General features: G+C 73.3%; 19 protein-coding genes, 1 pseudogene and 1 riboswitch. Of the genes and pseudogenes, 16 read left to right on the top strand and 4 right to left on the bottom strand.

Translation table 11 applies throughout. The features are described from left to right. Positions 1-51: 51 nt before the first annotated feature. A complete protein-coding gene (locus tag GL259_RS08240) occupies positions 52-2,385 on the bottom strand; it encodes a chitinase C-terminal domain-containing protein (protein ID WP_159530644.1) in 2,334 nt (777 codons plus the stop codon). 257 nt (positions 2,386-2,642) lie between these two features. Next, positions 2,643-2,773, top strand: a riboswitch (FMN riboswitch). A gap of 143 nt (positions 2,774-2,916) precedes the next feature. On the opposite strand from GL259_RS08240, the gene GL259_RS08235 reads away from it, so the two are divergent. The 9 genes and pseudogenes from GL259_RS08235 to GL259_RS08195 all read left to right on the top strand — a co-directional run bounded on the left by GL259_RS08235 (position 2,917) and on the right by GL259_RS08195 (position 10,374). After that, positions 2,917-3,531: a riboflavin synthase gene (locus tag GL259_RS08235; RefSeq protein ID WP_159530642.1), complete on the top strand. Its 615-nt coding sequence runs from the start codon at positions 2,917-2,919 to the stop codon at positions 3,529-3,531. Further along, positions 3,528-4,169 (top strand): nicotinamide mononucleotide transporter family protein, encoded by a 642-nt coding sequence (locus GL259_RS08230; protein WP_159530640.1) that lies wholly within the window; start codon positions 3,528-3,530, stop codon positions 4,167-4,169. The genes GL259_RS08235 and GL259_RS08230 overlap by 4 nt, the downstream gene beginning before the upstream one ends. Next, a pseudogene (locus tag GL259_RS08225) lies at positions 4,166-5,454 on the top strand (bifunctional 3,4-dihydroxy-2-butanone-4-phosphate synthase/GTP cyclohydrolase II). Before GL259_RS08230 ends, GL259_RS08225 begins: the two are co-directional and overlap by 4 nt. Positions 5,455-5,475: 21 nt before the next feature. Then, a complete protein-coding gene (gene ribH / locus GL259_RS08220; RefSeq protein ID WP_159530638.1) occupies positions 5,476-5,961 on the top strand; it encodes a 6,7-dimethyl-8-ribityllumazine synthase in 486 nt (161 codons plus the stop codon). 34 nt (positions 5,962-5,995) lie between these two features. Further along, positions 5,996-6,268, top strand: a complete 273-nt coding sequence (locus GL259_RS08215) for a phosphoribosyl-ATP diphosphatase (RefSeq protein ID WP_004990764.1) — start codon at positions 5,996-5,998, stop codon at positions 6,266-6,268. A 47-nt stretch (positions 6,269-6,315) separates the two neighbouring features. Continuing rightward, positions 6,316-7,164 (top strand): ATP phosphoribosyltransferase, encoded by an 849-nt coding sequence (hisG, locus tag GL259_RS08210; protein WP_159530636.1) that lies wholly within the window; start codon positions 6,316-6,318, stop codon positions 7,162-7,164. Between the two features lie 20 nt (positions 7,165-7,184). Continuing rightward, positions 7,185-7,655, top strand: a complete 471-nt coding sequence (locus tag GL259_RS08205) for a PH domain-containing protein (RefSeq protein ID WP_159530634.1) — start codon at positions 7,185-7,187, stop codon at positions 7,653-7,655. A 248-nt stretch (positions 7,656-7,903) separates the two neighbouring features. After that, positions 7,904-9,235: a hemolysin family protein gene (locus GL259_RS08200; protein ID WP_159530632.1), complete on the top strand. Its 1,332-nt coding sequence runs from the start codon at positions 7,904-7,906 to the stop codon at positions 9,233-9,235. Next, positions 9,232-10,374, top strand: coding sequence for a hemolysin family protein (locus GL259_RS08195; protein WP_159530630.1), 1,143 nt, complete (start codon positions 9,232-9,234; stop codon positions 10,372-10,374). The genes GL259_RS08200 and GL259_RS08195 overlap by 4 nt, the downstream gene beginning before the upstream one ends. Positions 10,375-10,398: 24 nt before the next feature. On the opposite strand, the gene GL259_RS08190 is transcribed toward GL259_RS08195, so the two are convergent. Beyond that, a complete protein-coding gene (locus GL259_RS08190; RefSeq protein ID WP_159530628.1) occupies positions 10,399-12,261 on the bottom strand; it encodes an AAA family ATPase in 1,863 nt (620 codons plus the stop codon). Between the two features lie 432 nt (positions 12,262-12,693). Next, positions 12,694-13,347, bottom strand: coding sequence for a hypothetical protein (locus GL259_RS08185; RefSeq protein ID WP_159538467.1), 654 nt, complete (start codon positions 13,345-13,347; stop codon positions 12,694-12,696). A gap of 247 nt (positions 13,348-13,594) precedes the next feature. Here GL259_RS08185 and GL259_RS08180 point away from each other — a divergent pair, with 247 nt between their 5' ends. From GL259_RS08180 to GL259_RS08170, 3 genes are all read left to right on the top strand, one after another. Then, complete coding sequence (locus GL259_RS08180; RefSeq protein WP_159530626.1) at positions 13,595-14,971, top strand: peptidase C39 family protein; 1,377 nt, start codon at positions 13,595-13,597, stop codon at positions 14,969-14,971. Between the two features lie 142 nt (positions 14,972-15,113). Continuing rightward, on the top strand, positions 15,114-15,254 hold the full coding sequence (locus GL259_RS08175; RefSeq protein WP_159530624.1) for an SCO1431 family membrane protein: 141 nt from the start codon (positions 15,114-15,116) through the stop codon (positions 15,252-15,254). 495 nt (positions 15,255-15,749) lie between these two features. After that, on the top strand, positions 15,750-16,922 hold the full coding sequence (locus tag GL259_RS08170; RefSeq protein ID WP_159530622.1) for an acyl-CoA dehydrogenase family protein: 1,173 nt from the start codon (positions 15,750-15,752) through the stop codon (positions 16,920-16,922). Positions 16,923-17,326: 404 nt separating this feature from the next. Here GL259_RS08170 and GL259_RS08165 read toward each other — a convergent pair whose 3' ends face one another. Continuing rightward, positions 17,327-17,761 (bottom strand): hypothetical protein, encoded by a 435-nt coding sequence (locus GL259_RS08165; protein WP_159530620.1) that lies wholly within the window; start codon positions 17,759-17,761, stop codon positions 17,327-17,329. A gap of 269 nt (positions 17,762-18,030) precedes the next feature. Between GL259_RS08165 and GL259_RS08160 the strand changes: the two genes are divergently transcribed. The 4 genes from GL259_RS08160 to fxsA all read left to right on the top strand — a co-directional run bounded on the left by GL259_RS08160 (position 18,031) and on the right by fxsA (position 22,122). Beyond that, positions 18,031-18,471: an Lrp/AsnC family transcriptional regulator gene (locus GL259_RS08160; protein WP_030867874.1), complete on the top strand. Its 441-nt coding sequence runs from the start codon at positions 18,031-18,033 to the stop codon at positions 18,469-18,471. 196 nt (positions 18,472-18,667) lie between these two features. Further along, positions 18,668-20,272, top strand: a complete 1,605-nt coding sequence (locus tag GL259_RS08155; RefSeq protein ID WP_159530617.1) for an amidohydrolase — start codon at positions 18,668-18,670, stop codon at positions 20,270-20,272. A 346-nt stretch (positions 20,273-20,618) separates the two neighbouring features. Then, positions 20,619-21,425 (top strand): polyprenol monophosphomannose synthase, encoded by an 807-nt coding sequence (locus tag GL259_RS08150; RefSeq protein WP_159530615.1) that lies wholly within the window; start codon positions 20,619-20,621, stop codon positions 21,423-21,425. Positions 21,426-21,540: 115 nt separating this feature from the next. After that, the gene (fxsA, locus tag GL259_RS08145) at positions 21,541-22,122 is read left to right on the top strand and encodes an FxsA family membrane protein (RefSeq protein WP_159530613.1); all 582 of its coding nucleotides are present in this window, start codon (positions 21,541-21,543) and stop codon (positions 22,120-22,122) included. Positions 22,123-22,194: the final 72 nt, after the last annotated feature.

Raw genomic sequence — 22,194 nt, 5'->3', positions numbered from 1 at the left:
GCGGCGGGCAAGGGCCGTCGTCACCGCCGCCGGGCCGGTCTCGCACGAGGGTCAGCAGGCTCCCTGGTCCCGCCAGACCCCCCATTCGCCGGTGGTGCCGGGCTCCTCGCCCCTCGTCCACCACTGCGCCTTCCAGGTGTGCCCCTCGTGGGACACCACGCTGCCGCCGCCGTACGCGGTCGAGGCGTCCCAGGCCGGCTCCGCGCAGTCACCGGGCTCACCGGGCGGCGTGGTGGGCGGGTCCGTCGGCGTCGTGCCGGTGCCCGGCTCGACGACGGTCGTCCCGCGCGCCAGGTCCCCGGCGAGGGCGTACGCCTTGCCGCCGATCGTCACCGTCCAGTTCGACGGGGTCGACACGGGCAGGTAGTAGTTGAACGCCAGGTCGACGCTCGCCCCCGGCGCCAGCGACTGCCACGCCGGCAGCTTCAGCGACACCCGGTGGAAGTCGCCTTCCAGCCCGCCCACGTTGTCGCCCGTGTGGTCGCTGGCGATGACCCTGGTGCCGAAGCCGGACTGGTCGGAGGCGTTCCCCGGAGCGGCGGTCGCGTAGTCGAACCGGAACTCCGTGCCGCCCGGCAGCGCGGTCTTCGTGTTGTTCGTGATCCGCAGCCTGGGCGTGATCGGGTAGTTGGAGTCGCCCAGCTTGAAGTCCGTGAACTCCACGCCCACGTCCACGGCCTCCGCCGGCAGGTCCGCGTTCGACTTCCTCGCGCCGTACGGCGGGGCCGCCCTGAACTTCTCGTACATCAGCGAGGTGAGCGTGTCGCCCGTCTCGTACTGGCCCTTGGCGGCGTTCCAGGCGTAGTCGCCGGCCAGTTCCCAGACCATCGTGCCGCCGATGCCGCGGTCCACGACGTAGTCGGCCTTGGCCGCGACCGACTGCTCGTCCTCGGTGGAGAGGAAGACCTTCTTCTCGGCGTTCCACAGCCAGGGGGCGACCAGCGTCGGGTCGTACCTGCGGGCGTACGTCCCGGTCAGCTCGGTGTCCGCCGGGAAGCCGTAGTCGGTGACGTAGTCGCCGACGATCCCCTTCTCGAGGTTCTTGGCGTGCCACATCGGGTTGGAGCCCGCCGGGGACTCCTTGCCGTCGGTGTCGAGGTCGTGCCAGAGGTTGTCGATGCCGACGGCGCCGTCGCCGCACTTGGCCAGGCCGGAGCCCGCCGGGCAGGAGGAGGCGGCGGCCCTGCCCCACAGGCCGTCGGTTCCGCCCTGGACGTTTTTGTGGCCGCGGGTGTAGTACGGCAGGCCGATGTTGATGCGGCCGGCCGGCATGGAGCCGCGGAAGTAGTGGTAGGCCCAGTCGGTGTTGAGGTAGCCGATGCCGCCGTACTGGGCGCTGCCGTAGACGTTCGCGGCGGCCAGCTCGGCGTCCCTGCCGTCGTCGAAGAGGGAGGCGTTGGGGCCGACGTACTCGTTCCAGGCGCCGTGCAGGTCGTACGACATGATGTTGACGTAGTCCAGGTACTTCTGGACCTGGAAGGTCTCCATGCCGCGCAGCAGGTAGCCGGACGAGGGGGCCGCCACCGTCAGCAGGTAGTGCCTGCCGTCGGCCGTGCCCGCGCGGTCCAGCTTCTCGCGCAGCGTCCTCATCAGCGCGGCGTAGCCCTTGACCAGCCCGGCCCGGCGGCCGTTGGCGAGGGACCAGTCGAGCGGGTTGCCCGCGTCCTTCATGGTCGTCGGGTACTCGTAGTCGATGTCGACGCCGTTGAAGCCGTACTCGCGGACGAAGGCGACCGCCGAGTCGGCGAAGGTGTCGATGCCGGCCTGGTTGACCGAGCCGTCGGCGTGGGTGGCCATCGAGTAGAAGCCGCCGGAGTCCACGCGGTTGCCGCCGTCGTCGAAGTAGCCGCCGGTCTCGGCCCAACCGCCCACCGAGATCAGCGTCTTGACGTCCGGGTGCTGCTTCTTGAACTTGTTGAGCAGGTTGAAGTGGCCCTGGTAGGGGAGACCCGGGTCCATCTCCGCGCCGGCCACGCCCGGCCAGGTCATGCCGGTCGCCGGGTTGGCGGGGCCGTCGGCGCCGACGGAGATCCTGTTGCCCTTGTCGATGTGCGCGAACGCGTAGTTGACGTGGGTGATCCTGTCCCACGGGATGTCGGACGCGAGGTAGGCGGGCTTTCCGTCCTTGCCGGTCCGCCAGCCGGTGAAGTAGCCGATCACCCGGCGCTGGTGGTCGGCGCCCATCCTCTCCCGCCCGGCCGAGTCGTACACCGAGCAGTACGGGACCTCCACACCCGGGGTCCGGTACAGGCCGTCGGGACGGCAGGACTCCTGGTCGGCGGCGTGCGAGACGGTCGCCGGCAGGGCCGCGAGCAGCAGGCCCGCGACGGCGGCGGCGGAGGCGAGCAGGGCAGGTCTCGCCCCGGGACGTGAGGGGGACGGCACGGTGGGTTCCTCTCCACGGAAGTTGGCGCAGACCCTAAGAGGACTAGACCACAGCGTCAATAGGTATGGACCAATCTCGCGGTCCGTCAAACGCGGACGACGGGGCGGGAGTTGGACCCCGGGCTCCGCCGGGCGGACCGGGAGCCGGCTCCCCGCACCCCGCCCGGCGCGCCGGGCGTCACCGGTTGTGAGCCACCCCACACCCCCCGTCCGCATGGACGGCGACCGGGCGTGGCACACTGGCCCTGTACCAGTAGCAGCGCACTCCGGGGTCGGTGAAAGTCCGAACCGGCGGTTACAGTCCGCGACCCGGTCGCCTCCAGCGGCCGGTTGACCAGGTGAAATTCCTGGACCGACGGTTAAAGTCCGGATGGGAGGCAGTGCGCGGCGGGCGGGCATCCATGCGCGCTGCCGTACCGGTTCGCCGTCGGGGCGAACTCTGTCCGGCGTCGTTCCCGGTGTCCTCGCCCGTAGTCTGTCGTCATCGACAGCCCCGGAGTCCGTGCCCGAAGAGGCAGGAGGACCCGGGAAGTGTTCACCGGAATCGTCGAAGAGCTGGGCGAGGTCACCGCCGTCGAGACCCTCGACGACGCCTGTCGCTTCCGGCTGCGCGGCCCCGTCGTCACCGAGGGCGCGAAGCACGGTGACTCCATCGCCGTCAACGGCGTCTGCCTCACGGTCGTCGAGCACGAGGGCGACGAGTTCACCGCCGACGTGATGGCCGAGACCCTGAACCGCTCCAGCCTCGGCGCCCTCGCCGTCGGCTCCCGCGTCAACCTCGAACGCCCCATGGCCCTGGGCGCCCGCCTCGGCGGCCACATCGTGCAGGGGCACGTCGACGGCACCGGCGAGATCCTCGAGCGCAAGCCGTCCGAGAACTGGGAGGTCGTGAAGATCTCCCTCCCCGCGGACCTCTCCCGCTACGTCGTGGAGAAGGGCTCCGTCACCGTCGACGGCATCAGCCTCACCGTCGTCGACGCCGGACCCGACTTCTTCACCGTCAGCCTGATCCCCACCACCCTCGCCCTGACCACCCTCGGCCTCAAGCAGCCCGGCGACCCGGTCAACCTCGAGGTGGACGTCATCGCCAAGTACGTCGAGCGGATGATCGGCGACCGGGCCCTCGGTGAGGGGGCGGCCAAGTGAACTGGCTCAACTCCGAGGCCTTCACCCTCTTCGGCCAGCACATCAAGTGGTCGGACATGATCGGCAACGTGATCGGCCTGGTCGCCCTCGCCCTCGGCTGGCGCCGCTCGATCTGGACCTGGCCCGCCCAGTTCGTCTCCGGTCTGATCCTCTTCGCGGCCTTCGCCACCGCCCACCTCTCCGGCAGCGCCGGCAAGCAGGTCGTCGTGATGCTCGTCGCCGCCTGGGGCTTCTGGCAGTGGAACCGCGGCCGCCGGCAGGCGCAGGACGGCTCCGTCGCGATCCGCTTCGCCACCCCCTTCGAACGGATCCTGCTGGTGGGCGCCGCGGCCGTCGGCACCCTCGCCGTCGGCGGGCTGTTCACCCTCCACCCGTCCCTGTCCTGGGACCCCTGGCCCGACGCCTACATCTTCGTCGGCACGATCGTCGCCATGTACGCCCAGGCCCGCGGCATGGTCGAGTTCTGGTTCGCCTGGCTGCTCGTCGACCTCGTCGGCGTCCCCCTGAACTTCGCCAACGGCTTCGCCTTCTCCGGCTTCGTCTACGTCATCTACGGCGCGCTGGTCCTGTGGGGCCTGCGCGACTGGTGGCTGCGCTCCCGCGACGCGCGGCCCGCACTGGAAGGAGCGCCCGCATGACCGCGGCACCCGTCCTCTACCCCACCGACGGCGCCGAGGACCTCGCCCTCGACCCGGTCGAACAGGCCATCGCCGACATCGCGGCCGGCCGCCCGGTCGTGGTCGTCGACGACGAGGACCGCGAGAACGAGGGCGATCTCGTCATCGCCGCCGAGAAGGCCACCCCGAGATCGTCGCCTTCATGATGAGCGAGTGCCGCGGTCTGATCTGCGCCCCCATGGAGGGCGACGAGCTGGACCGGCTGCGGCTCCCCCAGATGGTGGAGGACAACACCGAGTCGATGCGGACCGCGTTCACCGTCTCCGTGGACGCCTCCGCCGCCCACGGCGTGACCACCGGCATCTCGGCCGCCGACCGCGCCACCACGCTCCGGCTGCTGGCCGGCGGCACCGCCGGACCCGCCGACTTCGTCCGCCCCGGCCACGTCTTCCCGCTGCGCGCCCGCGAGGGCGGCGTGCTCGTGCGCAACGGCCACACCGAGGCGGCCGTCGACCTCGCCCGCCTCGCCGGGCTGCGCCCGGCCGGCGCCATCGTCGAGATCGCCGGCGAGGACGGCACCATGCTCCGGCTGCCCGAGCTGATCCCGTTCGCCCGCAAGCACGGCCTGACGATCATCTCCATCGAGGACCTGATCGCCTACCGCCGCAGCTCCGAGCCCACCGTCCGCCGCGAGGCCGAGGTCCGCCTGCCGACCTCGCACGGCACCTTCACGGCGTACGGCTACCGCTCCACCGTCGACGGCGTGGAGCACGTCGCCCTCGTCCACGGCGAGATCGGCGACGGCCAGGACGTCCTCGTCCGCGTCCACTCCGAATGCCTCACCGGCGACGTCTTCGGCTCCCAGCGCTGCGACTGCGGGCCCCAGCTGGACGCCTCCCTCGACCGCATCCAGGCCGAGGGCCGGGGCGTGGTGGTCTACCTGCGCGGGCACGAGGGGCGCGGCATCGGCCTGATGTCCAAGCTGCGCGCCTACGAGCTCCAGGAGCGCGGCCGGGACACCCTCGACGCCAACCTCGAACTCGGCCTGCCCGCCGACGCCCGCGACTACGGCGCCGGCGCGCAGATCCTCGCCGACCTCGGGGTGCGCGGCGTCCGCCTGATGACCAACAACCCCGACAAGTCCGACGCGCTCGGCCGGCACGGCATCGAGGTCACCGGACGCGAGCCGATGCCCGTCACCGCGGGCGAGCACAACCTCCGCTACCTGCGCACCAAGCGGGACCGGATGGGCCACGACCTGCCCTGGCTGGACACGCCGACCGTGCCCGCCTGCGGCAACCAGTAGAGAGAACCACCGAGGAGACACGTGAGCGGCAAGGGTGCACCGGAGTTGTCCGTACGCAATGTGGGTGACCTGCGGGTCGCCGTCATCGCGGCGCAGTGGCACGAGAAGGTGATGGACGGACTGGTGGACGGCGCCCTGCGCGCCCTGCACGACCTGGGCATCGACGAGCCGACCCTGCTCAGGGTCCCCGGCAGCTGGGAGCTCCCGGTCGTCGCCAAGGTCCTGGCCGGCCGGGGCTACGACGCGGTCGTCGCCCTCGGCGTCGTCATCCGGGGCGGCACGCCCCACTTCGACTACGTGTGCCAGGGCGTCACCCAGGGCCTCACCCAGGTGTCGGTCGACACCGGTGTGCCCGTCGGCTTCGGTCTGCTCACCTGCGACAACGAGGAGCAGGCCCTGGACCGCGCCGGACTGCCCGGTTCCAGCGAGGACAAGGGGCACGAGGCGGTCACCGCGGCGGTGGCGACCGCGGCCTGCCTGCGTTCGGTGTCCGAACCCTGGCGGTGAGCAGTCCCCGTCACCGCGTAGGGTAAGGACCACCATGTCCAAGAAGACGTTCGAGGAGCTCTTCACCGAGCTCCAGCACAAGGCCGCTCACGGCGACCCCGCCACCTCCCGCACCGCCGAGCTGGTGGACAAGGGCGTCCATGCCATCGGCAAGAAGGTCGTCGAGGAGGCCGCCGAGGTCTGGATGGCCGCCGAGTACGAGGGCAAGGAGGCGGCGGCCGAGGAGATCTCGCAGCTGCTGTACCACGTCCAGGTGATGATGGTCGCCCGCGGCATCTCCCTCGACGACGTCTACGCCCACCTGTGAACCCGAAGCCCCCGCAACAGCCCTCCCCACAGAAGGAAGCCGACCTCATGCTGCGCATCGCCGTCCCCAACAAGGGTTCACTGTCCGGCCCTGCGGCGGAGATGCTGCATGAGGCCGGCTACCGGCAGCGCCGCGAGTCCAAGGAACTGCGGATCGTCGACCCGGCGAACGACGTCGAGTTCTTCTACCTCCGCCCCCGTGACATCGCCCTCTACGTCGCCTCCGGGCAGCTCGACATCGGCATCACCGGCCGCGACCTGCTGATCGACTCCGGCGCCGACGCCGAGGAGATCCTGCCGCTGGGCTTCGCCCGCTCCACGTTCCACTACGCCACCAAGCCGGGCACCATCGGCGAGCCGGCGGACCTGAAGGGCAAGACGATCGCCACCTCGTACGAGGGCATCGTCGCCAAGCACCTCGCCGACCACGGCATCGACGCCTCCGTCGTCCACCTCGACGGCGCCGTCGAGACCGCCATCCAGCTCGGTGTCGCCCAGGTCATCGCGGACGTCGTCGAGACGGGCACCTCCCTGCGCAACGCCGGCCTGGAGATCGTCGGCGAGCCGATCATGAAGTCCGAGGCCGTCGTCATCCGCCGCACCGGCGCGGACGGCGAGGAGCCCAAGGTGCAGCAGTTCCTGCGCCGCCTCCAGGGCGTCCTGGTCGCGCGGACGTACGTGATGATGGACTACGACTGCCGGGTCGAGCAGCTGGAGAAGGCCGTCGCGCTCACCCCGGGCCTGGAGTCCCCGACCGTGTCCCCGCTGCACAACGAGGGCTGGGTCGCCGTCCGCGCGATGGTCCCGTCCAAGGACGCGCAGCGGATCATGGACGACCTGTACGACATCGGCGCCCGCGCCATCCTCACCACGGCCATCCACGCCTGCCGCCTCTGACCAGGACCCGGAGCACCACCATGTCGGACGCCAGCCGGGGCGGGCCGCCCGCCCTGCCCGTCACCTTCCGGCCGGGGCGCACCCGTGCGGTGCTGCTCACGGCCGCCGCCGCGATCTTCGTGGTCATCACCCTGGTGGCCCTGCTGCTGGAGCAGCTCGGCCCGGGCGAGCGGATCAGCTTCGTGTTCACCGCCGCCCTGCTGGCCGGCGTGCTGTACCTGCTGGCCCGGCCGAAGGTCGTCGCCGACGAGGCGGGCGTCACCGTCGTCAACATCACGAGCAGGCGCCGCCTGGAATGGGCGGAGATCCTTCAGGTGAATCTCCGGCCGGGTGATCCGTGGGTCTTCCTCGACCTCAGCGACGGCACCAGCCTGCCCACGCTCGGCATCCAGCCGGGCATCGCCAAGCAGCACGCCATCGCCGACGCGCGGGCCCTGCGGGCGCTCGTCGAGGCCCGCTCCACGGCCGGCCCCGAGTCGCCCCGGGGCTGAGGCGCGGGACGCGTCGGAGCCGTCCACCCTGCCGCGCTCACCCCTGTCGTGATTAATCTGGTGGGCGGAGGCGCGACGACCGCGCCTCCGCCCCTGCCGCTCCGCCCGGAGCGCCAGGGGCTCCTGCTACCCGAGGAGTGACCCTCTCCGGCGATGGACGGATCGTCCTGCAGTACCTGCGCCGCCCCCTGCCGACATAGCGCGCACCGGCTCCACGAGGTGCGCACCCATGTGGAGGCGGCGGCATCATGACCACCCCCCTGCTGCTCCTGGCAGCCGCTTTCCTGCTGATCCTCGCCAACGGATTCTTCGTGGCCGCCGAGTTCGGCCTGGTGACCGTCGAGCGACCGGACGCCGAACGGGCCGCGGCCGACGGCGACCGGCGCGCCCGCCGCGTCGTCGAGTCCCTCAAGGAGCTGTCCTTCCAGCTCTCCGGCACCCAGCTCGGCATCACCCTCACCTCCCTCGTCGTCGGCATGCTCGCCGAGCCGGCGCTCGCCCGGCTGCTGGGCGGCCCGTTCAGGGCGGCCGGGATCCCCGAGGGCGTCGTACCCGGCGTCTCGGTCGTCGTCGGCATGCTGCTGGCCTCGGCCGTGCAGATGGTGATCGGCGAGCTCGTCCCCAAGAACTGGGCGGTGTCCCGACCCCTGCAGGTCGCGCGCTTCGTCGCCGGTCCGCAGCACGCGTTCGCCCGCCTGTTCCGCCCGGTCATCGCCGGGCTGAACGCCGTCGCCAACCGCCTGGTGCGCGCCCTGGGCCTCGAGCCCGCCGAGGAGCTGGCCTCCGCCCGCACCCCCGGCGAACTGGTCTCCCTGGCCCGGCACTCCGCCCGGGCCGGTGCCCTGGAACAGGACACGGCGGACCTCTTCGTGCGCACCCTGTCCCTGGGCGAGCTGACCGCGCAGGCCGTCATGACCCCGCGGGTGAAGGTCAGCGCCCTGCAGTCCTCGGCGACCGCCGAGGACGTCGTCAACCTCACCCGGGCCACCGGTCTGTCCCGTTTCCCCGTCTACCGGGAGCGGATCGACGAGGTCGTCGGCATGGTCCACCTCAAGGACGCCCTCGCGGTGCCCGTGCACGACCGGCTGCGCACGCCCGTCGGCCGCATCGCCCGCCCCGCGCTGCTCGTCCCCGAGACCCTGCCCGTGCGGCCGCTGCTGACGCGGCTGCGCAGCGAGCAGCCCATCGCGGTCGTCGTCGACGAGTACGGCGGCACGGCCGGGGTCGTCACGCTGGAGGACATCGTCGAGGAGATCGTCGGCGAGGTCCGCGACGAGCACGACGGACAGGACGTCCCCGAGCTCGCCGCCGCCCCGCCGGAGGACGGCAACCCGGCCTGGGACGTCGACGGCGGCGTCCGCGTCGACGTCCTGCGGCGCATAGGCCTGGAGGCGCCCGAGGGACCGTACGAGACCGTCGCCGGTCTGGTCGCCGATCTGCTCGGCCGGATCCCGGCCGTCGGCGACCGTGCGGAACTGCCCGGCTGGCGGCTGTCGGTGCGCCGGGTCGGCCACTACCGCGCGGAACGGATCCGTCTGGTCAGAACGGCTCCGCTGCCGCTCGTGGAGGCGGCCGGATGAGCGTGCTGCAACTCCTCTTCGCCGCGCTGCTCGTGCTCGCCAACGGCTTCTTCGTCGGCGCCGAGTTCGCGCTCGTGTCGGTCCGCCGCAGCCAGATCGAACCGCTCGGCACCGCCCGCGCCCGCCAGGTCCTGTACGGCCTGGAGAACCTGCCGCAGATGATGGCGGCGGCCCAGTTCGGCATCACCGTCTGCTCGCTGACGCTCGGCGCGGTCGCCGAACCGACGGTCGCCCACCTGCTGGAGCCGGTCTTCCAGTGGCTCCACCTGCCGCACGGCATGGTCCACCCGCTCGGCTACGTCGTCGCGCTCGCCGTCGTGGTCTTCTTCCACCTCGTCGTCGGCGAGATGGTCCCGAAGAACCTCGCGATGGCGGCGCCCGAGAAGGCCGCGCTGTGGCTCAGCCCCGGCCTGGTCTGGTTCGCCCGCCTGTGCAAGCCGGTCACCCTCGCGCTCGGCGCCTGCGCCCGGGCCGTCCTGCGGCTCTTCCGCGTGGAGCCGAAGGACGAGGTCGAGGCCGTCTTCACCAGTGAGCAGCTCAACCGGCTGGTGGAGGACGCCGGCCAGGCGGGCCTCCTCGACCCCGAGGAGGCCGAACGCCTGGAGGACGCCCTGGAGCTGGGCTCCCGCCCGGTCACGGACGTGCTGCTGGGACGCGAGTCGCTGGTGACGGTCGACCCGGCGGTCACCCCGGCGCGGATCGTGGAGCTCACCGCCCGCACGGGGTACTCCCGCTTCCCGGTGGCCGCGGCCGGCGGCGCCTTCCCGGGCTACCTGCACGTGAAGGACGTACTGGACCTGGAGGACACCGACCGGGCCGTGCCGCAGCGGCTCTGGCGGCCCATGACGACCCTGAGGCCCGAACTCCCGCTGGACGACGCCCTCACCGTGATGCGCCGCGCCGCGACCCACCTCGCCCAGGTGGTCGACGCGTCCGGCAGGGTCCTGGGCCTGGTCGCGCTGGAGGACGTACTGGAGCTCCTGGTGGGCGAGGTACGCGATCCCGCGCACCGCGAGGAGCCCCGGACGGCACCGGGCGCCGGGCCGGAGGACGGGGCGGACGGCACCGCGGGCGGCACCGCCGGTGCCAAGCTGACCGAGCCCAGGAGCGGGGCCCAGGAGGGCGCGCTCACCGGCTGACCCGGGCCGCGGGGTCCGCCGGCGTCACATCGACGGCGGGTCCTGCGGCCCCCTGCCCGACAGCACCTCTCCGTACGCCTGCATCAGGTCCGGCAGCCGCAGCGTCGCCAGGTCCTCCCGCGTCAGCGTCCCCGGATACACCGACAGCCGCAGGTCCCGGTACGCGCAGCTCTTCTCGTACAGCGTCCGCAGGAACCGCCCGTTGCCCAGCTCGTCGATCCACCCCTGGTCCACCACGTGCCCGGCGATCGACCGCAGCTCGTCCAGCGCCTCCTCGTCCCACAGGTCGCCGTTCTCGGCGGCGAGCACCTTGCCGATCTCGGTGAGCTCGAGGGGGCGGTAGGAGGGGAAGTCCACGCGGGTGGTGAAGCGCGAGGACAGCCCGGGATTGGCGGCCAGCAGCCGGTCCATGCCCTCCGGATAGCCCGCCAGGATCACCACCAGGTGGTCGCGGTTGTCCTCGGCCCGCTTGAGCAGCACCTGGAGGGCCTCGTCGCCGTACGCGTCGCCCTTGCCGTAACCGGAGTTGGAGAGCGCGTAGGCCTCGTCGACGAACAGCACCCCGCCGAGCGCGGAGTCGATCAGCTCGTTGGCCTTCACGGCCGTCTGCCCGAGGTACTCGCCGACCAGGTCGGCCCGCTGGGCCTCCACCAGGTGGTCGCCGCCGAGCAGGCCGAGGGCGTAGAAGACGCGGCCCAGGATGCGGGCCACCGTGGTCTTGCCGGTGCCGGAGGGGCCGGAGAAGACGAAGTGGCGTTTCGGCGGCTGCACCGGCAGCCCCTGCCCGGCCCGCAACCGGGCCATGTTCAGCTGTGCCGACAACGCCTTGACCTGGCGCTTCACCGGCTCCAGGCCCACCATGCGCTCCAGTTCGGCGAGTGCCTCCTCCAGTAACGCGGGGTCGGTGGGGCCCGTGGGCAGGGACGACGCCGCGGCGCCCGCCTTCTCGCGCACCGCCGGGCCGATGACCGGCGGGAGGGGAGCGGGCGGCGGCTCGGGATCGGAGAGCCGCAGATCGCGGCCCTCGGTGCCGAAGAGCGGGTCGAGCGCGTCCGGACCGTCCACCGCGTCCTGGCCCGCGCCGGCGAGCGTGATCGTGGCGAGGTCGGCGGAGTCGTCGTACCCGTCGCCCTCGGTGATCGCGGCGAGCCGGGCCGAGGTGTCCATGAAGGCCGGATCGACCCGGTGCACGGCCCGGTACAGCGGGAGCGCCGCGGCGCTGCGCCCCGTCCCCTCGTGGGCGCGCGCCAGCCAGTAGCGCAGTTCCTTGCGCTGCGGCTGTTCGCTGCGGCACCGCATCAGGGCCGCCGACAGCAGCGGTTCGGCCTGCCCGTACATCTCCAGGCGGACCCGGGCCATGCCGCCGAACAGGCCCGCCTCGATGCCGAGCACCGGGTCGTCGACCAGCGGATCGGTGTGCCGGACGAGCTGCTCCCAGTCCTTGACCAGATAGGCGCGGCAGGCGTGCAGGAAGCGGACCTGCGGATCGCTGTCCACCGGGGGCAGCCCGGCGAGCGCCCGGTCCAGCTCGGGGACGTGCCGTCCGTCCAGCCAGTGGGAGGCGTGCGCCAGCAGCAGGTCGCGGGGGCTCTCCAGCACCGGCTGCACCCACCAGCCCAGCCAGTACCAGGAGTTGAGGGTGCGGCGGTGCCGGGCCCGCTGTTCGCCGAAGCGGCTCCGGTGCCGGAACATCCTCAGCAGCGCGGTCGTCGTGTCGACGCGCAGCGCGTGCAGCCCGAGCCAGCCGTCGGCCATCCCCGGATCCATCCGCACCGCGGCCCGGAACTCCTCCTCCGCCTGCGGATAGGCGCCCATCGTGTAGGCGTCCACGCCTCGCAGCCAGGCGAGGTCGGCCGGGGCCTGCGGGCCCTGCGTGCCGAAGTCCATCACGTCCCCCACAGACCGTGCCCCGTCGGTGTGCCGGCCGGTCCTCGCCCGTCGGCTCCCTTTGGCCGAACCGCCGCGCCGCGGACCGGAGTTGCAAGGTGCGCGAAGCGGCGTCCGTAGATCGCACCGAGGGCATCGTACCTGCGGGGGCGTCACCTCCCCAGGGTGCCGCGCACGCCACGGGGGCCCGGTGGGGAGGAAGGCACGGGGCGGGCGTCGTGACCGAGGGTGATCGTCATATGCCACTGGGCATCGCGGAACGCCGGGAGGGCAGAACGAAGCCCCCGATCACGGGGGAACAACCGGGGGCTTCGCGTCTGCCGGCGGCCTCGAACGACCGCACATTGAGAACGTAAGTCCTGTACGGCTCCCCGGTCAAGCCGCGTTGGGGGTACTCAGGCAACTTGTCCGACACCGTTCTTCACAGGACCATCACACCGCGGACGGCCCGTCACCGTGGGTGATCGGACGGCCGGATCCGGCGGTCGCGGCAGGCCCGGGAAGCAGCTCGTACCCCTCGTCTCCCTCGCCCGCCCCGTCCCCCTCGTTCCTCCCGTCGCACTGCCGCACCAGGAGATCGGCGAAGGGCCGCGAGGGATCGCCGGCGAAGTGTTCGCGCTCCGCCCCGACCCATCCGTCCCAGAACTCCCGCTGCTCCTCGCCGTCCCGTGCCCGTCCACGGGACCACGACTCCTCCCGGGGCAGGTCCATCCACAGCAGCAGCGCCAGGTGCGGGCGCACCTCCCGGCGTCCCGCACCGACGCCCTCCACGACGACCACCGGGGCGGGCGGCAGCGCGCGGGGCGGTCCGAAGCGGCGGGTCCGCCAGTCGTAGGGGGAGTAGTGCGCGGTCTCGCCGCGGCCGAGCGGCTCGATCACCTGGCTCAGCAGCCGTCCGGTCCAGCCGAACAGTTCGTCGTGGCTCGCGATGTCGTCGAGCCGCAGCACCGGGGCCCCGCCCAGCGCCTCGGCCAACCGCCCGGCGAACGTGGACTTCCCGGAGCCGGCGTGCCCGTCGACACCGACGAGCCGGACCGGGCCGCACGAGGGGGCGAGCCGGCGGATGCGGGAGGCGAGAGCGTGAATGGCGGGTTCCCGGGGGTGGGGAAGGGGCTGACGGAAGCACTCTAGGACGCCGCCCGGAAGGCGCCGCCGCGGGTCCCGCCATTGGTCGAGTCCCATGTCGACCGGTGCGGCGCGGCCCGGGGTGCTGGCACGATCCCCCCGCTGCGTTCATAGTTGGCGCACACCCGCTCCATCCGGCGGACGCACGCCGTCCGTCCGGCCGTGCACTGGCCCCGTCCCGACTCCGACACCTGGGGGACCTCCACCCATGAGCAGAGCCGAACTGCCGTCCCGCAGAACCCTCCTGGCCGCCGCGGTCGTCACCGCCGTCGCCGGATCCGTGGCCCCGGCGTCCGCCGCCACCGCGACCGGCGGTGCGACCGGTACCGCGACCGGCGGCGCCGCGGGCGCCGCCCGTCCGGTGGACAACCGGGCCTGGATCTCGTACAGCGACTGGCGCACGGGCCGTGCCGACGGGACCCGCGCCGTCGCCGGCGCCCGCCCCGGCCTCGTGATCGCGAAGCCCGCCGGCACCACGGACTACACCGACCCGCACACCGGCGCCACGGCCGCCTGGGAGTACGCGACGTGGACCTCGCCCGTCCACCGGCTCACCGTCCCGGCGACGGAGGCGATCGCCTCCTGGAACGCGCACACCCCCGACGGCACCTGGCTCCAGGTCGAACTGAAGGGCACGTACTCCGACGGCACGGACACGCCCTGGTACGTCATGGGCCGCTGGGCGGCCGGCGACCGGGACATCCGGCGCACCTCGGTGGACGACCAGGGCGACGGGAAGAGCAGCGTCTGGACCGACACCCTCGCCGTCGACGACCCGGCCTCCGGCCTGCGGGTCGTCTCCTACCGGCTGCGGCTGACCCTGTACCGCCGCCCCGGCACGAGGCTCACCCCGACCGTGTGGCGGCTCGGCGCGATGGGGTCCGACGTCCCCGACCGGTTCACCGTCCCCGCCTCCGAGCCCCGCCTGGCCGAGGAGCTGATCGTCCCGCGCTATTCGCAGGAGATCCACAAGGGCCAGTACCCCGAGTACGACAACGGCGGCGAGGCCTGGTGCAGCCCGACCTCCTCGCAGATGATCATCGAGTACTGGGGCGGCCGGCTCACGGCGGAGCAACTGGCCTGGGTGGACCCGTCGTACGCCGACCCGCAGGTGTGCCACGCGGCCCGCTTCACGTACGACTACCAGTACGCCGGCTGCGGCAACTGGCCGTTCAACGCCGCCTACGCGGCCACCTTCGAGGGGCTGCAGGGCGTGGTGACGCGCCTCGGCTCCCTCGCCGACCTGGAGACGCTGATCGCGGCCGGCATCCCGGCCATCACGTCCCAGTCCTTCCGCGAGGAGGAGCTGACCGGGGCGGGGTACGGCACCTCCGGGCACCTGATGACCGTGATCGGCTTCACCGCCGACGGCGACGTGATCGCCAACGACCCCGCCTCGGACGACAACGAGGCCGTGCGCCGCGTCTACAAGCGGCGCGAGTGGGAGAACATCTGGCTCAGGACCAAGCGGTACAACGCCTCGGGCAAGGTCGTCTCCGGCACCGGAGGGGTCTGCTACCTGTACTTCCCGGCACGCCCGACCCCGCGCCAGCGCAAGGCGCTCGCGGCGGTGGGGGTGCGCTGAGCCGACCCGGCCGGCGGGCCCCGCGAGGCCGGGGCCCGCCGGCCGTGTGACCAACGTCCCGTCCGCGGAGGCCGCCGACGGTGGCAAGGTGGACAGGGCCGCAGGGGGGAGCCCACCGCACCACCGAGACCAGTGAGAGTCCATGAGCGCGAACACAGCCACCGTCACCCGTGTCCGTACCGGCGGTCCCCAGGAGGACGGCCCGGAGATCCTCGAGCACGTCATGGGATGGACCCTCGTCGTGGTCGTCGCGATGCTCGTGACCCAGCTCGGACTGCTGTGACCCGCACCGTCATGGCGATGTGACCTGCCCCGCGCGGTGGCCTGCCGCGCCGCGGACGCCCCGCGGGGCCCTGCGCGAACCGCTGGTGAGGGCGCCCGGCGGGGCCCTGCGCGCCGCCGGGAAACGGATCCCCGCAGCCGTCCCCGCACCCGTCCCCCTCACACACCCGTCCCCCCGCACCCGCCCCCGCGACCCGCCCGCCGCGACGCCTGGGACACCCGGTGCCCGGGTCCGGTCGCCCGGTGGAACGCGGGACCCGTGGGGCGGTGGCGTGCACCGGTCCGGGGGGGGCGACGATTTCTTGAAGTAAGCGGTCGTTAACTGGTGACGCGATGCCGCCGATCGGGCATACTCACAGCGCACAGCCGCTGGTCAACAGCTTCCGAGACCCGGGAGTGCGAGCATCGGCCTGGCACCGATACGACCCCGGCGGAGCCGCCCCCCACCCAAGGCGCACGTCCGCCGATGTGCCCGAACAGGGAGGAGAGCGTCGCCATGCCCGACCGCGCCCCGCAGCCGGTGGACCGACAACTGCCCACGGACGAGGCCCGGGACCTGATCTCGCTCGTCCGCGACATCGCGCAGCGCGAGATCGCCCCCGGGGCGGCCGAGGAGGAGGACGCCGGGCGCTTCCCGCGCGAGCTCTTCACCCTGCTCTCCGAGTCCGGTCTGCTCGGCCTGCCCTACGACGCCGAGTACGGCGGCGGCGACCAGCCGTACGAGGTCTACCTCCAGGTGCTCGAGGAGCTCGCCGCGGCCCGTCTGACGGTCGGCCTCGGCGTCAGCGTGCACACCCTGGCCTCCTACGCGCTCGCCGCCTACGGCGCCAAGGAGCAGCAGGCCGAGCACCTGCCCGCGATGCTCGGCGGCGGTCTGCTCGGCGCCTACTGCCTCTCCGAGCCCGGCTCCGGCTCGGACGCGGCCTCCCTGCGCACCAAGGCGGTGCGCGACGGCGACGACTGGGTGATCACCGGCACCAAGGCGTGGATCACGCACGGCGGCATCGCCGACTTCTACACCGTCATGGCCCGCACCGGTGAGGAGGGCCCGCGCGGGATCACCGCCTTCCTGGTGCCCGGCGACGCCGAGGGGCTGAGCGCCGCCGCGCCGGAGAAGAAGATGGGCATGAAGGGCTCGCCCACCGCCCAGGTCCACCTCGACGGCGTCCGGGTCCCCGACAGCCGGCGCATCGGTGAGGAGGGCCAGGGCTTCGCGATCGCCCTGTCGGCACTGGACGGCGGCCGGCTCGGCATCGCGGCCTGCGCGATCGGCCTGGCCCAGGCGGCCCTCGACGAGGCACTCGGATACGCGGCCGAGCGGCGGCAGTTCGGCAGGCCGATCGCCGACTTCCAGGGGCTGCGCTTCATGCTCGCCGACATGGCCACGCAGACCGAGGCGGGGCGGGCGCTGTACCTCGCGGCGGCCCGGCTGCGCGACGCGGGGCGGCCGTTCGCCAAGCAGGCGGCCATGGCCAAGCTGCACTGCACCGACACGGCGATGCGGGTCACCACCGACGCCGTCCAGATCCTCGGCGGCTACGGCTACACCGCGGACTTCCCGGCCGAGCGCTACATGCGCGAGGCCAAGGTCCTGCAGATCGTCGAGGGCACGAACCAGATCCAGCGCATGGTCATCGCCCGCCACCTCGCGGGGCCGGAGTCGCGCTGAACCGGTCGAGTCCCCGCCAGGGCGCCGCGAGCCGCGTCCACTCCGGGTCGTGCCTCCCGGGCAGGGTGCGGCCCCGGTCCGCCCAGGACCGCATCAGGTCGCGGTAGATGGGCGGATCCGGAACCCGGGGTGGCGGGGCCGCCTCCGCGGGCGGCGGCACGAAGACACCGGGTTGACGCCCGGTCGTCGAGTACGTGGGGGCCGTCATGCCCGGGCAACGCGGGAGCGGCCGGGCGGGTCACCGGCCGCCGGAATAGGGCGTGCGTTCGCGGCCGCCCCGTACGGCGGACCGACGGCGACCGTGAACCGGACGTCCCCCGGCGCGTCCCGTCACCGGCGGACGCGTCGCGGGTGCGCGCGGTGGACGGGGCGGCGGGATCGCACCGCCCCGCTGCGGCGCGCGCTCAGGCGGCGTGGCGCCGCATCGACGGCACCCTGATCGGCCGCGAGCCCGGACCGCCGACGTGCGAGAAGGGCTGGGTGCGCCAGTCGAGTCCCTGAGGCAGCGTCAGCAGCAGGGCGGTGTCCTGCTCCTGGGGCGCGAAGGACTCGTCCGCCGGCCGCGCCTCGGAGGCACGGCGGCCGGTGCCGGCGCAGACCGTGAGTCCGAACGGGTTCCACGGCGAAGCGCACAGCGCGTGCTCCGGCAGGACCTCCTCGTCCGCCAGCAGGGCGATGGGCTGTGCGCAGTCGGGGCACACCACCCGGTACATCTCGAAGGTGTCGTAGGCGTCGAGTTCGTCGTCGAGTGCGTCGGGTTCGACGCACTCCGGCTCGGGCTCGACGACCGGCTGCTGCCGCTTGGACGTGGTGCGACCAAGGCGCTTGAGACTCTGCATGGGTTTTCTCCCCCTCGGGCTGGGCCGTGAAAGGCGCTGCGGCCTCGACCACAGCAAGCACTTCCCCCCGGCTCCGGGGGGTAATCACGAGAACATCACGGAGACCGGGCAAGGGGTGTGGTGTTCGTCACATGCCGCTCGCAGGTGCCCCGTGCGGCGGTTTTGTCCCCTCCGGCCGCTCGCGGCGGGCCGCCGCGCATCACGAACCGGGCATGACCCGGGCCGCTCAGGTATCCGCGGAGATCAAGCGCACTGTAGGTTCTAGCGCCATGGAGGAGCTGGACCGACAGATCGTGCAGCTGCTCGTCAAGGACGGGCGGATGAGCTACACAGACCTGGGCAAGGCCACGGGCCTGTCCACGTCGGCCGTGCACCAGCGGGTGCGCCGGCTGGAACAACGTGGCGTCATCCGCGGCTATGCCGCGGTCGTCGATCCGGAGGCCGTCGGCCTGCCCATGACCGCCTTCATCTCGGTCAAACCGTTCGACCCCAGCGCCCCCGACGACATCGCGGACCGCCTCGCCGGAGTTCCCGAGATCGAGGCCTGCCACAGCGTCGCGGGCGACGAGAACTACATCCTCAAGGTGCGCGTGTCCACACCGCACGAACTGGAGGAACTCCTCGCGCGCGTGCGCTCGCTGGCGGGCGTGTCGACCCGGACGACGGTCGTCCTGTCCACGCCGTACGAGGCCCGGCCGCCGCGCATCTGAGGCGGCCCCGGCGGACCCGCGGGCGACCGCCCCGCGGGCGGCGGACCCGAGCGGCGGCCGTGCGTCGCGGGCGGTCCTTGCCGCGCCGGCCGGACCGGGGCCGGGGACCTGACGGCGATCCGGGCCCGCGCCGGGCGGACGCGGCGAGCCGGACCTGCGTGCGGCTCGGCCGGTCCGACGCGCGAGACTGTGGGGCATGAGTGAACGCACCGCCCCGCCGCACACCGTCCTGCTCCGCCGCGGAGAGGTCCACAGCCCCGCCGATCCCTTCGCGACCGCGATGGTCGTCGAGCGCGGCCAGGTCGCCTGGGTCGGCTCCGAGGGCGCCGCCGACGCCTTCGCGGACGGCGTCGACGAGGTGATCGACCTCGACGGGGCGCTGGTCACCCCGGCGTTCACGGACGCGCACGTCCACACCACGGCCACGGGTCTCGCCCTCACCGGCCTCGACCTGTCCGGCGCACCCTCGCTGGAGGCCGCGCTGGTCCGCGTACGGGAGTTCGCCGCCGCCCGCCCGGACGACCGGGTGCTGCTCGGCCACGGCTGGGACGCCGCCCGCTGGCCCGGCGGCCGGCCCCCGACCCGCGCCGAACTCGACGAGGCCACCGGCGGCCGTCCCCTCTACCTGAGCCGGATCGACGTCCATTCCGCGGTCGTCACCACCGCGCTGCTCGACCTCGTCCCGGGCGGGGCCGCGCGCGAGGACCGCCCGCTCACCGGGGACGCCCACCACGCGGTGCGCGCCGCCGCCCTCGGCGCCGTCACACCGGCCCAGCGCACCGAGGCGCAGCGCGCCGCCCTGGCCCACGCCGCCTCGCTCGGCATCGGCACGGTCCACGAGTGCGGCGGCCCGGAGATCTCCTCCGAGGACGACTTCACCGGCCTGCTGCGGCTCGCCGCCGAGGAGAGCGGCCCCCGTGTCGTCGGCTACTGGGCCGAACAGGACGTGGCCAAGGCCCGGGAGCTGGGTGCGGTCGGCGCCGCGGGGGACCTGTTCGCCGACGGCGCCCTCGGCTCGCACACCGCCTGCCTGCACGAGCCGTACGCCGACGCCGGCCACACCGGAACCGCCCACCTGGAGGCGGCCGCCGTCGCCGCCCATGTCGTCGCCTGCACCGAGGCGGGTCTCCAGGCGGGCTTCCACGCCATCGGCGACGCCGCGGTGAGCACCGTCGTCGACGGCATGCGGGCCGCCGCCGACAAGCTCGGCCTCGCCCGCGTGCGCGCCGCCCGCCACCGTGTCGAGCACGCCGAGATGCTCACCCCCGAGACCGTCGCCGCCTTCGCCGAACTCGGCCTGACCGCCTCCGTCCAGCCCGCCTTCGACGCCCTGTGGGGCGGCGAGGACGGCATGTACGCCCGGCGCCTGGGCCCGGAGCGCGCCCGCACCCTGAATCCGTTCGCCGCGCTGCTGCGCGCCGGCGTCCCGCTCGCCTTCGGGTCCGACAGCCCGGTCACGCCCCTGGACCCCTGGGGCACGGTCCGGGCCGCCGCCTTCCACCGCACGCCGGAGCACCGGGTCTCCGTGCGCGCCGCGTTCACCGCGCACACGCGCGGCGGCTGGCGGGCCGTCGGGCGCGACGACGCGGGCGTCCTGGTGCCGGGAGCGCCCGCCGACTACGCCGTCTGGCGCACCGGAGAGCTCGTCGTCCAGGCCCCGGACGACCGGGTGGCGCGCTGGTCCACCGACCCCCGCTCCGGCACCCCCGGCCTGCCCGACCTCACCCCGGGGCGCGACCTGCCGGTGTGCCTGCGCACCGTGGTCGGCGGACGCACGGTCTTCGTACGGCCGGGTGAGTGATCCGAGCGGGCGGCGCGAGGGACGGGGCGCCGCCACCGGGAGCCGGGCTCGGCGTCGGCGACGCGCCGGGGGGACGTTCCGGCCGGTGGGGGAGGTGTGACCCGGGCGGGGCCCGGGCGCTCGGTGGACAACGGCCTCGGCCGGCCCGCAGCCGGCGGGCCGGGGCCGGCCCGAGGGGCGCCGGGCGCCTCCGCCGCCGTACGCCGCCCCGTCCCGTCCCGCACGCCGGGGGTCCGCTCCTGCCCGATCTTCGGCAAACGACACCACCATACGAACGTCCTGTCACGTCGGCACAGGCCGTGACCACTATGGTGGGATCCTGCGCACAGGAGATGAAGGGGCAGCAGTGAACGACGGCGACGGGACCCTCGCGGCAGGAGCCCAGGGGAGGAGCTTCGGCCCGCTCGGCACGGCTTTGGTGATCATCCCGACCTACAACGAGGCGGAGAACATCAAGGCGATCGTCGGCCGGGTGCGCAGGGCCGTTCCCGAGGCGCACGTCCTCGTGGCCGACGACAACAGCCCCGACGGCACCGGCAAGCTGGCCGACGAGCTCGCCGCCGAGGACGACCGGGTCCAGGTGCTGCACCGCAGGGGCAAGGAGGGCCTGGGCGCCGCCTACCTCGCGGGCTTCCGCTGGGGGATGGAGCACGGCTACGGCGTGCTGATCGAGATGGACGCCGACGGCTCCCACCAGCCCGAGGAACTGCCCCGCCTGCTGACCGCCCTCAAGGGCGCCGACCTGGTGCTCGGTTCGCGCTGGGTGCCGGGCGGCCGGGTGGTGAACTGGCCGAAGTCCCGTGAGTTCATCTCGCGCGGGGGCAGCCTCTACTCGCGCATGGCGCTCGACCTGCCGCTGCGCGACATCACCGGCGGATTCCGCGCCTTCCGCCGCGAGACCCTGGAGGGCCTCGGCCTCGACGACGTGGCCTCCCAGGGCTACTGCTTCCAGGTCGACCTCGCCCGCCGCGCGGTCAGGGCCGGCTACCACGTCGTCGAGGTGCCCATCACCTTCGTCGAGCGCGAACTCGGCGACTCCAAGATGAGCCGCGACATCCTCGTCGAGGCGCTGTGGCGGGTCACGGCGTGGGGCGTGGGGGAGCGGGTCGGCAAGGTGCTGGGGCGCGGTGACGACAAGGGCCCCAGGCCGTAGGCGCACGACCGCGGCACACCGGACGCCCGCGCGGCACGGCGTGCCGGCGCGAAGCGCCCGGTCGTCCCCCGCCCCGCTTATCCCGCGCTGAGCCGGGCCCAGGCACACTGGGTGCATGACGACTGGCGCTCAGACCCCGTATCCCGTCCGGCCCCGGCGCTCCCGGCTGCGCACGTTCCTGCCGCTGGGCGTCGCCGCGTGGCTCGTGCTGGAGATCTGGCTGCTCACGCTGGTCGCCGGGGCGTCGAACGGGCTGGTCGTCCTCCTGCTCCTGGTGGCCGGCCTGGTCCTCGGCTCGGCCGTCGTCAAGCGGGCCGGCCGGCGGGCCTTCCGCAACCTCAGCGAGACGCTGCAGCAGCAGCAGAGCGGGACGACGCCCGCGTCCCGGCCGAACAGCGAGGGCAACGGCCTGACGGTGCTGGGCGGCCTGCTGCTGATCCTCCCGGGGCCCGTCTCGGACGCGCTGGGACTGCTCCTGCTGGTGCCGCCGGTCCAGAAGGCCGTGAGCCGCCGTGCCGAGCGCACCTTCGAGCGCAAGCTGCGCGAGGCGGCGCGGGGTTCTGTGGGCGAGGCCTTCCAGCAGGCCCGCATCCACCGGCCCGACGGCAAGGTCGTCCAGGGCGAGGTCGTCCGGGACGAGCCGGGACACGCGCCGGAGGACGCCTCACAGGGGCCGCGCCCGCCCCTGCCGCGCTGAGGGCGCTCGAGCGACGGGCGGACACAGGACCGCGGGCGCCGTACGGAGAGTACGGCGCCCGCGGTCCTGTGC

This window comes from Streptomyces sp. Tu 3180 (assembly GCF_009852415.1).
GTDB lineage: Bacteria > Actinomycetota > Actinomycetes > Streptomycetales > Streptomycetaceae > Streptomyces.
This window is presented reverse-complemented; position numbering and strand designations above follow the sequence as displayed.

Excerpts from the sequence above, each read along its gene's own strand:
- GL259_RS08215 (WP_004990764.1), top strand. The coding sequence starts at position 5,996 with ATGTCCAAGAAGACGTTCGAGGAGCTCTTCACCGAGCTCCAGCACAAG.
- hisG (WP_159530636.1), top strand. The coding sequence starts at position 6,316 with ATGCTGCGCATCGCCGTCCCCAACAAGGGTTCACTGTCCGGCCCTGCG.
- GL259_RS08205 (WP_159530634.1), top strand. The coding sequence starts at position 7,185 with ATGTCGGACGCCAGCCGGGGCGGGCCGCCCGCCCTGCCCGTCACCTTC.
- GL259_RS08200 (WP_159530632.1), top strand. The coding sequence starts at position 7,904 with ATGACCACCCCCCTGCTGCTCCTGGCAGCCGCTTTCCTGCTGATCCTC.
- GL259_RS08195 (WP_159530630.1), top strand. The coding sequence starts at position 9,232 with ATGAGCGTGCTGCAACTCCTCTTCGCCGCGCTGCTCGTGCTCGCCAAC.
- GL259_RS08190 (WP_159530628.1), bottom strand. The coding sequence starts at position 12,261 with ATGGACTTCGGCACGCAGGGCCCGCAGGCCCCGGCCGACCTCGCCTGG.
- GL259_RS08180 (WP_159530626.1), top strand. The coding sequence starts at position 13,595 with ATGAGCAGAGCCGAACTGCCGTCCCGCAGAACCCTCCTGGCCGCCGCG.
- GL259_RS08175 (WP_159530624.1), top strand. The coding sequence starts at position 15,114 with ATGAGCGCGAACACAGCCACCGTCACCCGTGTCCGTACCGGCGGTCCC.
- GL259_RS08170 (WP_159530622.1), top strand. The coding sequence starts at position 15,750 with ATGCCCGACCGCGCCCCGCAGCCGGTGGACCGACAACTGCCCACGGAC.
- GL259_RS08165 (WP_159530620.1), bottom strand. The coding sequence starts at position 17,761 with ATGCAGAGTCTCAAGCGCCTTGGTCGCACCACGTCCAAGCGGCAGCAG.
- GL259_RS08160 (WP_030867874.1), top strand. The coding sequence starts at position 18,031 with ATGGAGGAGCTGGACCGACAGATCGTGCAGCTGCTCGTCAAGGACGGG.
- GL259_RS08155 (WP_159530617.1), top strand. The coding sequence starts at position 18,668 with ATGAGTGAACGCACCGCCCCGCCGCACACCGTCCTGCTCCGCCGCGGA.
- fxsA (WP_159530613.1), top strand. The coding sequence starts at position 21,541 with ATGACGACTGGCGCTCAGACCCCGTATCCCGTCCGGCCCCGGCGCTCC.